Here is a 13619-nt window from a genome sequence, read left to right on the forward strand (position 1 = left end):
ATGTTCAAAAAAACGCTTCTGGCCATCACCGGTGCCGGCCTGCTGCTGGGTTCCCTGACCGCCAGTGCCGCTGATTACAAAATTGATAAAGAGGGCCAGCACGCCTTTGTACAGTTTCGTATCAAGCACTTAGGCTACAGCTGGCTATACGGCACCTTTAAAGATTTCGACGGTTCGTTCAGCTTCGATGCCAGTAATCCTTCAGCCGATAAAGTGGATGTAACCATCAACACCAACAGCGTGGACACCAACCATGCCGAGCGTGACAAGCATATTCGCGGTCCTGAATTCCTGAATGTGGCCAAACATCCCACGGCGACCTTTAAATCAACCTCGGTGAAGAAAGACGGCGATAAACTGGCCGTTACAGGGGATTTAACGCTGAATGGCGTGACGAAACCTGTGACGCTGGAAGCCAAAATGATGGGTGAAGGTAAGGATCCGTGGGGCGGCTATCGTGCCGGCTTTGAAGCGGAAGGCGAGATTGCGCTGAAAGACTTTAATATTACTCAGGATCTTGGGCCAGCCTCTCAGAACGTTGACTTAATTATCTCAGTAGAAGGCGTGCGTCAGTAATCTTAAGCCGCCTGAAGCCAGGCTTCAGGCGGCTCCGGCTATTTGCGGGTTGGCGCAGGAATGGTCATGTTCAGCAAGCCACGCGACTTGTTGAAAATTTTATTGCCATTCTCACGTCCTGCCCGGCGAGCGCGTTGCTCTTCAGGTGACAGGCGGGCTTCCTCCTGGCAGAGCGGGCTACAGCAGTGCTCGTACTTTTCGGCACAACGTTCACACTGGATAAACAGCAGGTGACAGCCGTCATTCACGCAGTTTACGTGGGTGTCACACGGCGTCCCGCACTGGTGGCAGTGGGATAACACATCATCCGAAATACGCTCGCCCATGCGTTCATCAAAGACAAAGTTCTTGCCTTTGAAACGCACCGGAAGATTTTGTTCCCGTGCGCGGCGTGCATACTCAATAATGCCGCCTTCGACGTGATAAACATCTTCGAACCCGTTATGGCGCATCCAGGCGCTGGCTTTTTCACAGCGAATCCCTCCGGTGCAGTACATAACGATTTTTTTATCCTTCTTATCCTTCAGCATTTCCACCGCCATCGGCAACTGGTCACGGAAGGTATCGGCAGGTACCTCAAGCGCATTGTCAAAGCGCCCGACTTCATACTCGTAATGATTTCGCATATCCACGAATACCGCATCGGGATCGTCAAGCATAGCGTTCACTTCCGCCGCTTTCAGATAGTTGCCGACGTCGCTGGCATCAAAAGTCTCATCGTCGATGCCGTCCGCGACAATGCGGTCACGCACTTTCAGACGCAATACCCAAAACGATTTGCCGTCGTCGTCGAGCGCGATATTCATACGCAGCTGATTTAACGCCGGATCAAAACCGTACAAATAGGCCTTCATCGCCTCGTACTGGCTGGCGGGCACGCTCAGTTGGGCGTTGATGCCTTCGTGCGCAACGTAAATACGCCCAAACACCTTCAATGCGGTTAACCCGAGATAGAGTTCGTCGCGAAACGCTTTTGGATCGGCAATAGTGAAATACTTGTAAAAAGAGACTGTGGTGCGCGGCTCGGTTTCCGCCAGCATGCGCGCCTTCAGCTCTTTATTGGAAACAAGGTTGTGTAACACTGGCATGGTGTTCGTTCCTGTTATCAATAGAAGAAATTTAGCGCGCACATGATACCTGAATTGAAAAAAATGCGAAGCGTATAAGAAAAATTGATAGTTTAACCTGTACATTTTCGTCGGTCCGGGTATTCATACTTCTCTTTTTGTTCCCGACAACAACCTGCGAAATGCTGTAACATTTCAGCAGTGGGAAAAAAATGGCACAATAACCGCAACTGACGAAAAACAGCACCGCTGGTGCACGACGCAGGATAATAATATTTAAGATGACCCAATTGCCCCAATTTTCACGCGCGCTTTTGCATCCCCGCTATTGGTTAACCTGGCTGGGCATAATTCTGCTGTATATCCTGGTATTGCTGCCCTATCCACTCCTCTATGCACTCGGTTGCCGTATTGGTCGCCTTGGTATGCGCTTCATGAAGCGACGCGTGGCCATTGCGCGCCGTAATCTGGAGCTCAGCTTTCCCGAGATGCCGGAAGTCGATCGCGAAGCCATGATTAAGCATAACTTTGAATCCGTAGGAATGGGGCTGATCGAAACCGGCATGGCCTGGTTCTGGCCAGACTGGCGCATCCATAAATGGCACAAACCTTCTGGTCTGGAACACATTCAGCAGGCCCATGACAGCCAACGCGGCGTGCTGTTAATTGGCATGCATTTCTTAACGCTGGAGATCGGTGCTCGCATGTTTGGCATCCATAATCCCGGCATTGGCGTCTACCGGCCCAACGACAATAAACTGATCGACTGGCTGCAGACGCGCGGTCGTATGCGCTCAAACAAAGGGATGTTAGATCGCAAAGATCTCAAAGGCATGATTCGGGCGCTAAAGCGCGGCGATATCATCTGGTACGCGCCCGACCATGATTATGGCCCGCGCAGCAGCGTATTTGTGCCCTTCTTTGGCGTGGAAAAGGCGGCAACAACCGTGGGTACGCATATGCTGATCCGCACCGGTAAACCCGCCGTCATCCCCTTTGTTCCTCGTCGCCTGCCCGAAGGACGCGGCTACGAACTGATTATTCTGCCTGACGTCAGCGCGAATTTCCCTCTGACCAGCGACGAAGACACGGCGCTGCGCATGAACAAGGTGGTTGAAGAAGGCGTGCTCATCGCCCCTGAACAATATATGTGGCTGCACCGCCGTTTCAAAACCCGGCCAGAAGGTGAGCCTTCACGCTATTAGGTTCGCCACTCAGCCGCTGTTCGCACTTACTGCGAGCAGCGGCTGCCAGGGGATGACGGACTGAACAGTTCCAACGTAATCAGGCGATGAATGTGGTTATCGGAGACGGCGATGTCCAGCCCTGGCATGTTGAGTATGCAAAGCCCGTCGAGCCCACAGACCAGACTTATCAGCCGCCAGGCAATATTTTCCGCTTTATCAAATAGCCTGAACTCGCCGGCTTCCTCCCCCGCCTTGATGACGGCGACGGTTTCCTGCTGCCACATCTCCATTGCAACGATATAGGCGCCGCGCATTTCTGCATCGCGTCCGGCCAGGATCTGGGCTTCGCGCCACAGCCGAATGTAGGGCTCAAACCGGCCATCATCGCTACCCAGCATGGAGAAGAGTCGCTCACGCCAGCTGGCGTTTTCCGTTACAGTTTCGGTGTCCAGTATTCTTCGGCTCAGGCGAATAAACGCCTGGGACTTAAGCTCGCCAATACCCGAGAAGTGATGATGCACCTGGCCGACGGCAACCTGCGCCTCTGCGGCGATACGTCTTACCGTCATGGCCGCATAGCCTTCCTGAAGGGCAACGGTCATGGCGGCCTGCAGTATGCCTTCCCGGCGCTCATCCCGACTTAAATAGTTCATCTCAGCCTACCTGAAACGGTAAAGCCACGAGTCTAACAAAAAGCTGGACAAGTGTTCAACAATAAGTAGGATTCGTTTTGGACATGTGTTCAACTTTATTTCAGAGGGATCGATATGTTTCGTCAGTGGGTTACGCTAGTGATTATCGTCATGCTGTATATCCCGGTCGCAATCGATGCCACGGTGCTGCATGTTGCAGTACCGACGTTGAGCATGACGCTAAACGCCAGTGGTAACCAGCTGCTGTGGATCATTGATATCTACTCACTGGTCATGGCCGGTATGGTGTTACCTATGGGGGCACTGGGCGATCGTATCGGATTTAAACGCCTGCTGATAACGGGTAGCCTGCTGTTTGGCCTGTCATCGCTGGCGGCGGCGCTGGCCCCTTCGGCTGCGTGGCTGATAGCAACCCGCGCGTCACTGGCCATCGGGGCGGCTATGATAATCCCGGCAACGCTGGCCGGGATCCGAACACTGTTTGTTGAGACGCGCGATCGCAATATTGCGCTGGGCGTCTGGGCCGCCGTCGGTTCCGGTGGCGCCGCGTTTGGCCCGCTGCTTGGCGGTGCCGTACTGGAACATTTTGCCTGGGGAGCGATTTTTTTAATTAACGTCCCGCTTGTCGTTGTGATGGTCGTACTCGCCGTCTGGCTGATTCCGGGACAGCCAGGGCGAACGGATCAAAAACTGAATCTGCCCCATGCGCTGCTGCTGATCGTGGCCATACTGCTGTTGGTCTACAGCGCCAAAACGGCGCTCAAGGGCGATGTATCGCCGTCGCAGGTCACGGCGGCCCTGATCGCAGGCGCCGCGATGCTTGCCTTGTTTATCCGTCTTCAACGGCGAGCGGAACAACCGATGATCGATGTGCAGCTGTTTCGCCATCGCATAATTTTAAGTGGGGTGGTGATGGCCCTGACCGCGATGATTGCGCTGGTGGGGTTTGAACTGCTCATGGCGCAGGAGCTGCAGTTTGTTCATGGCTTTACGCCCTTCGAAGCCGGAAAATTTATGTTGCCGGTCATGATTGCCAGCGGCGTCAGCGGCCCCATCGCAGGGATACTGGTCGGCAAGCTGGGCCTGAGGCCGGTTGCAGTTGGCGGCATGGGCTTAAGCGGCATCAGTTTTCTGGGGCTGTCGATGCTGGACTTCAGTACCCAGCAGTGGCAGGCCTGGTGCCTGATGGTACTGCTGGGCTTTAGCGTATCCAGTGCCCTGCTGGCGTCGACCTCTGCCATTATGGCGGCCGCGCCAAAAGAAAAAGCCGCCGCAGCTGGCGCCATTGAAACCCTGTCCTATGAGCTGGGTGCCGGACTGGGCATTGCCCTCTTTGGTCTGCTGCTGACCCGTAGCTTTACCGCTTCGATTGTGCTGCCGTCGGCACTGGACCCTGCGCTTGCAGAAAAAGCCTCATCCTCTATCGGTGAGGCCATTAACGTGGCACAGACGCTGGAGCCTGCACTCGCCGGGCCAACGATTCAGGCGGCAAAAGCAGCCTTTATCACCTCTCACAGCGTGGCGCTGGTCAGCGCGGCTGTGCTGTTACTCCTGCTGGCTACCGGTATTGGATTTAGCCTGGCAAAGCGCGCGCAGAAGTAACCGCTGCGTTGCCGCGAACCGGCGCTGCAACGGGAGAACGACACCGCAGTCACGATCGTGATAATATTCGCGATCGTGACTGCCTGAAGCCCTGTGATCAGGTTGGCGATAGCGCCGCTAAGCGGCTCAACAACGGAAAAACCGATGATCTGGCTTCTCTCTAAATATGCGATAACTGCCCTGATGGTGGTCATTATTTCTGAAGCAGCTAAACGCAGCGATCGCCTGGGTGGGCTCCTGGCCGCCCTGCCGCTTGTCACCCTTCTGGTGTTGATCTGGATGAAACTTGAAGGACAGAGCCAGACAAAGATCGCCGCTCATGCCTGGTATACATTCTGGTATGTGGTACCGACCCTGCCGATGTTTATCCTTTTCCCGTTTTTGTACCAACGTACCGGCTTCTGGCTCACGCTGGGGCTGAGTTGCCTGATCACGATCGTCCTGTTCATGCTCTGGGCAGGGTTTCTGAAAAGGTTTGGTATTGACCTGTTGTAGCCTGCCGATATGGCCAGCAGGTGTTCACACAACACCGAGCTACAGCAGCTAACAGATGCGATTCAGGACTGGCTGTATGTGCAGAACGTTCGTCCTCTAAAGTGGCCCGACTTTCCCTCTTGAGATTTTCGTCTATTCTTCACTGAAATCACGTTAATCAGGCAAGGAGAGAAGCATGAGTATGTTCACTACACTGGAAGAAGCGATTGATGCTGCGCGTGAAGAGTTTCTCGCCAGCCATCCGGATATTGAGCAGGAAGATGCGGCCATCAACCAGTTTGGCCTGCAAAAATATGTGATGCAGGACGGTGACATCATGTGGCAGGCAGAGTTCTTCGAAGACGAAGGGGATTCGGGCGAATGTTTGCCTGTGCGCAGCAATGAAGCCGCTCAGGCCATCTTTGACGGCGATTTTGATGAGATTGAACTGCGTCAGGAGTGGTTAGAAGAAAATACACTGCACGAGTGGGACGACGGTGAGTTTCAACTTGAACCTCCGCTGGACAGCGAAGAAGGTAAAGCCGCGGCGCAGGAATGGGAAGACGATAACAGCGACTCTGACCGCAGTTACTCGTAAGGTCCATGGCTGGCATCTACCGGAATCAGCAGCGTGTCGACCACCAGTGACAGCGGCAGGTCGAGAATGGTGATAACCCGCCATGCACCATCACGGATATCCCACTTTACGCCGGGATAAAACTGATTACCGTGTCCCTGCCCAGGCATGGTACGGCTGATGATACTGCCGCAGCCGCTCAGCGTCACGACGGCAAGGGATAACAGGATGACTTTAGCGAATGTATTCACAATGGCGACTCAGGTTAAACAGGCGCTATTTTAATCATGAGTTGAGCCGGGTTGCCATCCCCATTCGCGCAAAGTGCAAAATAATGTTGCCGCCTGTAACCGGCGACTGACGTAAAAAAAGCGGCATTTCTGCCGCTTTCTTCGTTGCTACGCCTGATGCGGTAAGGCATCGGGGTTGAGAGGCATTTTTTGATAGCTCTCTACCCACTGATGATACTTTTCACCACTTTCCCACAGGCGAGTATGCACACGCGCCAACACAACCGGATCGCTGATCAGCTGCAAGCGCTGCTCTCGATTCAGTTTTTCCGGCGCATCGCTCAGTGCCTGATCGACGCGGCGATCGCGCGCATGATCCAGTAGCTGACTCTGCTTGTGGCGCGAGGTCGCGAGCGCGGTCGCCAGGGCGTTAAACGCAGGATGGAACAGCGCATGCATAAAGCCGTTTTTCAGCACGCGCTGACGGTTGAGTTCCACATAGCGATCGGTATCCACCAGCTCTTTCGGCGGATCGTACTCTTCCGGGATCAGGAACAGCTTCGCTTTCTTGCTCTTGATGCCGATGCCGGAGCGGCTCGACATCACCGATACAAACGGCGACAGAATCAGCGAGAACACGATTGGCGCCAACCACCACAGGAAGTTGAGATCCAGCCATCCCATCCCGGCAGCCCAGACAATGCCCAAGGCCATCTGCGAACCGTGACGCTTGAAGGCCTCGCTCCAGGGTGTGGCATCATCGTCACGCTGCGGTGAGTTCCAGACCACTTCCCAGCCCAGGAACGCGCTTACCACAAATACGGTGTGGAATAGCATACGCACCGGTGCCAGCAGCACCGAGAACAGCATCTCCAGCAGCAGCGAGACGAACAGACGTAGCGCACCGCCGTAGGGTTTCGCCCCCTTACACCAGATCAGCACGACGCTGAGCAGTTTCGGCAGGAACAGCAGCACCAGCGTGGTCGAGAACAGCGCAATTGCCAGTTCAGGACGCCACTGGGGCCAGACCGGGAACAGCTGCCTTGGCTGCAGGAAATAGGTGGGCTCCATGAGCGTATGCACCACCTGTAAGGCAGTGGACAGTGCCAGGAACAGGAACCACAGCGGCGCCGACAGATAAGACATCACGCCCGTCAGGAACACAGCACGGTGCACCGGGTGCATCCCTTTCACCAGAAACAGGCGGAAGTTCATCAGGTTACCGTGACACCAGCGGCGATCGCGCTTAAGTTCGTCCAGCAGGTTTGGCGGAAGCTCCTCATACGAACCCGGCAAATCATAGGCGATCCAGACGCCCCAGCCAGCACGGCGCATCAGTGCCGCTTCCACGAAGTCATGCGACAGGATGGAACCGGCAAACGAACCTTCACCCGGCAGCGGTGCCAGTGCGCAGTGCTCGATAAACGGCTTCACACGAATGATGGCGTTATGGCCCCAGTAGTGCGACTCACCCAACTGCCAGAAGTGCAGACCGGCGGTAAACAACGGGCCGTAAACGCGGGTCGCAAACTGCTGACAACGCGCATAAAGCGTGTCCATGCCCGAAGCTTTTGGCGAAGACTGGATGATACCGGCATTAGGGTTAGCATCCATCATGCGCACCAGGCCCGTCAGACATTCACCGCTCATGACGCTGTCGGCGTCCAGCACCACCATGTAGCTATAGTTGCTGCCCCAGCGACGGCAGAAGTCATCAATGTTGCCGCTTTTACGCTTCACACGGCGCCGACGACGGCGATAGAAAATTTTGCCCGCGCCACCGACGTCACGTACCAGCTCCATCCAGGCTTTCTGCTCAGCGATAGCGATGTCGGCATCGTAACTGTCACTCAGGATGTAAACATCAAAGTGCTCAGCATTGCCGGTACGCACCACTGATTCCCAGGTCGCCCGTAAACCGGCAAAAACGCGTCCCACATCTTCATTACAGATAGGCATGATCAGCGCGGTACGATGCGCGGGATTAAGGGGTTCATCACCGACGGTAGAATAGGAAATGCTGTATTTATCCCGACCAATCAGCAGTTGCAGGAAGCCCATCAACGCCGTCCAGAAACCCGCCGAGACCCAACAGAACAGGATCGCAAACAGGAACAGAATCCCGGTCTGCAACACATAAGGCAGAATCTGCATAACTGACTGCTGCCAGTTCTGGTTGATCATGTCCATGGGATCCAGCAGCGTCCAGCCCTGGTAAGGCAAAATGGTTTTCATGTACCACGTCGCCACCACGGTCTGCATAATCGTGAGGATCAACAGAATATAACGACGAATGGACCCCACATGGCGCCACTTCTCTTCAGCGCGCTGCTCTTCGGCCGAAGCATAACGGGGAACAGACTTGTGTCCCCGTAGTGAGTCCCATGCGCGCGCCAGCGGGTTAGTGCGCCAGGCTTCCGGGAACATCAAGGAACGCTTCACTTTTGGCATCGCCTTTAACGTGGTGCGATCAAGATAGTCCTTGCCTAACTGCTGTCCCCCGGCAAGTGAATCGGGCCAGGCCATTTCCACTCGTGACGACACCGATTTTAAAGGTGCATCCTCAGGGCGATCGCTGGCAGCCACATCCTGGCCCAGCGATTCGTGTAACTGGTGAAACGTCTGCGCATTTTGCAACGAAGCGGCCAGACGCGTTTTTCCTGCCGCATCCAGCGGCAGGGCTTCTACATAGCGTTGAGGTGTAAAAGTCAAATTATTCATTGGCAGGTAACTGATAGCTCCAGGTTTCCGTCAATGTCTTGTCACCGCTGACCAGCGCTGCACGCATCTCTGTCGCCTGCTTGTTATCTTTCACGCGCAGACGCAATACCAGACGCCAGCCTTTGGTGACCTGATTGTAGCGAACGCTTTGTTCGACCACTTCGGCGTTCTTGCCTACGCTGACCTGCGGCGCAACCTGACTGTCAGCAGGCATTTCACTCATGTCTTTGCCGACGAAATCGATGGTGAAGGCAACAGTGCCATCCGGTTGACGGACTAAATTCGACTGCTTCACATCGCCCGCTGAACGCAGCGTATCTTTCACCCAGGCAACATCGCCAGAATGCAGTTTGTTTTCATTACGGCCAAAGTGCAGACGGTATTTGAAATCCATCGCTTTACCCGGCTCCGGCATGTTTTCCGGTGTCCAGAACGTCACGATGTTATCGTTCGTCTCATCTGCGGTAGGAATCTCAACCAGCTCAACGCGCCCTTTACCCCAGTCGCCGATTGGCTCAACCCAGCCGCTTGGACGCAGGTCGTAACGGTCATCCAGGTCCTGATAGTTATTGAAATCACGTCCGCGCTGTAACAGCCCGAAGCCTTTTGGATTTTCAATGGTATAGGTGCTGACAGCCAGGTGACGCGGGTTATTCAGCGGACGCCAAATCCACTCACCGTTGCCGCTGTGAATCGACAGACCGTCTGAATCATGCAGTTCAGGACGGAAATTAGACACTGGCGACGGCTGATTGCGGCCAAACAGGAACATGCTGGTTAACGGTGCGATACCCAGTTTACCTACGTTGTCGCGTAAATAGACTTTGGTCTGCACATCAACCGTGGATTCCTGGCCTGGATGGATAGTAAAGCGGTAAGCACCGGTCGCGCGTGGAGAATCCAGCAGTGCGTAGATCACCAGCTGCTTGTCCTGCGGTTTGGGTCGTTCAATCCAGAACTCTTTAAAACGCGGGAACTCTTCGCCTGACGGCAGCGCAGTGTCGATAGCCAGACCACGGGCAGACAGACCATAAACCTGACCCGCACCGATCACGCGGAAATAGCTGGCACCGAGGAAGCTGGCGATTTCGTCATCTTTCTTGTTCTTGCTGTTCAACGGATACAGCACTTTAAAACCCGCAAAGCCGAGGTTTTTCACCGCATCGGCATCGTGTTTCACGTTGCCGAAGTTGAAATAATCAGGACTGTATTTGATTTCGCGTACGGTATTGGCGGTGATCTCGTTAATTTTCACCGGCAGATCAAAGTACATCCCCTGATGGTAGAATTCGAGTTTGAACGGCGTGCGCAGTTTGCCCCAATACGCTTTATCGTGGTTAAACTGAATCTGCTGGTAGTCAGCAAATTTCATATCACGAAATTGAGAGGGTAAATTGCTTTTTGGCGCTTCGAAGCTTTTTCCGGACAGATCTTTGGCTTGTTTTGCCACATCATCAAAATTAAACGCCCAACTGTTGTTGGCATACAAAGCCAGCAGGACTGCCGCGCCAATCCAGCGCATTTTCGTCAGCCCAACATAATTTTTTTCTTTAGTCAGCACATCCCCCCCTTTCGTGTGCTTAATACAAACCCGCTTATCTTAATGGATAATTCGGCTTTCCGACAGCACATGCACAACAATGTTCCCGATAATCCTCTGCTCGAGGGGTGATTTTAGGACAATTAAACGTTACGGGCTCAACTGAGATTCAACTGATAGTATACTCTGTTATCTGCAGCTAGAATTTCCTTCCGACATAATACGGTTTCAGGGCGAAACCGGCTAAAAACGTACTAACGAACTGGAACTTTATGAGTACAACAAAAACTGAGCGTGAGTATTTTCTCGACTCGATCCGGGCCTGTTTGATGTTATTGGGCGTGCCGTTTCACGTTTCCCTGATCTATTCGTCACAGAAATGGGCCGTCAACAGCAGCGATGCTTCGCTATGGCTTACGACCCTGAATGATTTTATTCATGCGTTCCGCATGCAGGTGTTTTTTGTCATCTCCGGCTACTTCTCTTACATGCTCTATCTGCGCTATCAGCCCCGACGCTTTCTGAAAGTTCGTCTGGAGCGGGTCGGCATTCCGATGCTGACGGCGGTGCCCTTAATTACGCTGCCGCAGTTCTTTATGCTGAAGGCATGGACAAGCAAATACGCGGACTGGAGCACCCTGCCGCCCTACGCGAAATTCAACAACCTGATGTGGGAGCTGATCTCCCATCTGTGGTTTTTACTGGTGCTGTTAATTCTTACCACACTCGGCATGATCACGTTCCGCTGGTTGCGGGATCAAAAGCGTAACATTGATTATCAACGCGTGGGCTGGGGGAAACTGGCGCTTGGCCTGTTAATTTGGGGCCTGATGTGGGGCGCTTTTCGACGTGTTGTCTTTTACACGAATCCCAGCCTGTTAAGCGATGCGCTGTTTAATTTCGTGGTGATGCAGTCCCTGTTCTACCTGCCCTTTTTTATGCTGGGCGCACTCAGTTGGAAACATCAGGCGCTGAAACAGCTGTTCGTGCGGGTGAATCCCGTGCTGTTCATTGGCGCAGTGCTGCTGCTGGTGGCATACATTGTCAATCAACGCACAAGCAGTGGTGAAGGCTGGTTGTATGAGCTGGACGCGTTAATCAGCAGCATGATGGGGCTTTGCATGCTGAACGTCTGTTACAGCCTGGGACATAAACTGCTTAACTCGCATTCGCCAGGCATTATGTATCTGGTTAATGCCTCGCTGTTTATTTATCTGGTGCACCATCCCCTGACGCTGTTGTACGGCATTTATGTGACGCCTGTACTGCATAACAATACGCTGGGCTTCCTGCTGGGTCTGGTCATGGTATTTGGCGTGTCATTCACGTTGTATGAGTTGCACCTGCGCATTCCTGTTCTGCGTTTTCTGTTTTCCGGTAAGCCGCAGAAGCGCTAATGATAAGGCGATCGCTGCCGATCGCCTTGCTTCAGAGCAGCCACTCAATAGGTAATCGCCACACCAGTCGAACCTGCAGACGCTGCCACCAGCTACAGCCGGGTTCATGCTTGTGAACAACCTGCTGCGGCTCGCCGGGATACTCCAGCCAGTTTACTCTTCCCCACTTGTCCAGCCGCAACGTCCAGGCCCGATCGCGCATCGAGTCGCTGAAACGCTGATGGGTTTCGGCGGCCAGTTTTTCACTTTCAATGACCAGCCCCATTTCCGTGTTGAGCACCGCCGAGCGTGGATCGAAGTTAAATGAGCCGATAAACAGGATTTTTTCATCCACTGAAAAGGTTTTCGCGTGCAAACTTGAGCCCGAATTACCGGTCAAGCCGCGATCGTGCGGCGTGTCATTCAGGCCGGCCTGGGGTTTTAATTCGAAAAGCGAAATGCCATGCCGCAACAGTTTTTTCCGCCATTTTGCATAGCCCGCATGCACAATGGACACATCGTTTGCCGCCAGCGAGTTGGTTAACACCGCGATCTTCACCCCTTTGCGCTTCATCGCCAGCAGTTGGGCAACGCCCGCGCGGGTCGGCACAAAGTAAGCGGAAATGATGTCGAACTGGTGCTGAGGTGCGCCGATCACTTCCATCATACGCTGAGGCAGAAGTGACTTGCGTCGGGCTTTTCCCAGGCCCTTACGCGGATCGTCACTCAACAGTCGCGTTTTGGCCCAGACAAAAGGCAGAAAGTCCTGAGTCAGTTGCTCGATCAGCGAGGACTTATTCAGGCGCTGAAGATAGTGCTGTACGGTCTCGCTTTCACGCCACTCCGGGGGTAACACCACATCCGGATGCGCCGACATCGGCTGATCCAGCACCTCGCTGAGCGGCGAAACGGGTTTACTGTTCCAGTAGCGTTCAAAATCTTCGGCCACTTCGTTAACCACCGAGCCGATAGCCAGCACGTCGAGATCGGCAAACAGCGGTTCGTTGCCCGTACCAAAATATTCGTCGCCAATGTTACGTCCACCGACGACCGTTGTGACGCCATCCGCCGTGAAGCTCTTGTTATGCATCCGCCGGTTGAGGCGAGCGAAGTCGGTGAGATAGCCCAGCGCGCGCAGGGTACGAAAGGAGAACGGATTGAACAGCCTGACGGTAATGTTGGGATGGTGATTCAGCTGCGCCAGCGTATCATCCAGCCCTGGCGTATTGTTATCGTCCAGCAGCAGCCGTACGATCACCCCGCGATTGGCGGCCTCCAGCATGGCACTGAACAGCAACCTGCCCGACATATCGTTTTGCCAGATATAGTATTGTATATCCAGCGTCTTCGCGGCTTTCTCCATCAGCAGGTAACGTGCGGCAAAAGCATCCAGCCCGTCACTGAGTGGATGAATGCCGCTTAACCCCGGATGGTGCAAACAAAGTGGAACCAGCCGCTCTTCAAGCCAGCTCTGCCGTGAGGGGCTCTGGGGCAAATCAAACGCTTCGGTCATGGCGATTCCCTGAATCATACTGTCATTTATTATTATTCCTCCGGGCGCCAGGGTATGCCAGCGCCCGTTGCACATCAGCCATGCTGATGGCACCGTTTTTTAG

At 54.1% G+C, this 13619-nt stretch carries 12 protein-coding genes; 6 read left to right on the forward strand and 6 right to left on the reverse strand.

What is annotated here, in order from left to right; all coding sequences use genetic code 11:
* Nucleotides 1-576 (forward strand): YceI family protein, encoded by a 576-nt coding sequence (locus tag GKC68_RS14440; protein WP_028722401.1) that lies wholly within the window; start codon nt 1-3, stop codon nt 574-576.
* 38 nt (nt 577-614) lie between these two features.
* Here the strand turns inward: GKC68_RS14440 and GKC68_RS14445 are convergent, their stop codons facing one another.
* Nucleotides 615-1664 (reverse strand): rhodanese-related sulfurtransferase, encoded by a 1050-nt coding sequence (locus tag GKC68_RS14445; RefSeq protein WP_028722400.1) that lies wholly within the window; start codon nt 1662-1664, stop codon nt 615-617.
* 260 nt (nt 1665-1924) lie between these two features.
* Between GKC68_RS14445 and GKC68_RS14450 the strand changes: the two genes are divergently transcribed.
* Nucleotides 1925-2848, forward strand: coding sequence for a Kdo(2)-lipid IV(A) acyltransferase (locus GKC68_RS14450; protein WP_013025329.1), 924 nt, complete (start codon nt 1925-1927; stop codon nt 2846-2848).
* A 26-nt stretch (nt 2849-2874) separates the two neighbouring features.
* On the opposite strand, the gene GKC68_RS14455 is transcribed toward GKC68_RS14450, so the two are convergent.
* Nucleotides 2875-3483: a TetR family transcriptional regulator gene (locus GKC68_RS14455; RefSeq protein ID WP_047713785.1), complete on the reverse strand. Its 609-nt coding sequence runs from the start codon at nt 3481-3483 to the stop codon at nt 2875-2877.
* A 114-nt stretch (nt 3484-3597) separates the two neighbouring features.
* Between GKC68_RS14455 and GKC68_RS14460 the strand changes: the two genes are divergently transcribed.
* The 3 genes from GKC68_RS14460 to GKC68_RS14470 all read left to right on the forward strand — a co-directional run bounded on the left by GKC68_RS14460 (nt 3598) and on the right by GKC68_RS14470 (nt 6157).
* Nucleotides 3598-5085: an MFS transporter gene (locus tag GKC68_RS14460; RefSeq protein ID WP_342656278.1), complete on the forward strand. Its 1488-nt coding sequence runs from the start codon at nt 3598-3600 to the stop codon at nt 5083-5085.
* Nucleotides 5086-5229: 144 nt separating this feature from the next.
* Nucleotides 5230-5580 (forward strand): DUF3147 family protein, encoded by a 351-nt coding sequence (locus tag GKC68_RS14465; protein WP_028722397.1) that lies wholly within the window; start codon nt 5230-5232, stop codon nt 5578-5580.
* A gap of 175 nt (nt 5581-5755) precedes the next feature.
* On the forward strand, nt 5756-6157 hold the full coding sequence (locus GKC68_RS14470; protein WP_028722396.1) for a MysB family protein: 402 nt from the start codon (nt 5756-5758) through the stop codon (nt 6155-6157).
* Here GKC68_RS14470 and GKC68_RS14475 read toward each other — a convergent pair.
* The 3 genes from GKC68_RS14475 to GKC68_RS14485 form a co-directional block, all read right to left on the reverse strand.
* The gene (locus GKC68_RS14475; protein WP_047713787.1) at nt 6148-6387 is read right to left on the reverse strand and encodes a YceK/YidQ family lipoprotein; all 240 of its coding nucleotides are present in this window, start codon (nt 6385-6387) and stop codon (nt 6148-6150) included. The two genes, GKC68_RS14470 and GKC68_RS14475, sit on opposite strands and share 10 nt — an antisense overlap.
* Nucleotides 6388-6534: 147 nt before the next feature.
* Nucleotides 6535-9087, reverse strand: coding sequence for a glucans biosynthesis glucosyltransferase MdoH (gene mdoH, locus GKC68_RS14480; protein ID WP_028722394.1), 2553 nt, complete (start codon nt 9085-9087; stop codon nt 6535-6537).
* The gene (locus GKC68_RS14485; protein ID WP_342656899.1) at nt 9080-10618 is read right to left on the reverse strand and encodes a glucan biosynthesis protein G; all 1539 of its coding nucleotides are present in this window, start codon (nt 10616-10618) and stop codon (nt 9080-9082) included. Before GKC68_RS14485 ends, mdoH begins: the two co-directional genes overlap by 8 nt.
* A gap of 281 nt (nt 10619-10899) precedes the next feature.
* Between GKC68_RS14485 and mdoC the strand changes: the two genes are divergently transcribed.
* Nucleotides 10900-12024: a glucans biosynthesis protein MdoC gene (gene mdoC, locus GKC68_RS14490; RefSeq protein ID WP_110145833.1), complete on the forward strand. Its 1125-nt coding sequence runs from the start codon at nt 10900-10902 to the stop codon at nt 12022-12024.
* 31 nt (nt 12025-12055) lie between these two features.
* Here mdoC and GKC68_RS14495 read toward each other — a convergent pair whose 3' ends face one another.
* Complete coding sequence (locus GKC68_RS14495) at nt 12056-13516, reverse strand: phospholipase D family protein (RefSeq protein ID WP_028722391.1); 1461 nt, start codon at nt 13514-13516, stop codon at nt 12056-12058.
* Nucleotides 13517-13619: the final 103 nt, after the last annotated feature.

The organism is Pantoea sp. RSPAM1 (assembly GCF_038816185.1).
Classification (GTDB): Bacteria; Pseudomonadota; Gammaproteobacteria; order Enterobacterales; family Enterobacteriaceae; genus Pantoea; species Pantoea ananatis.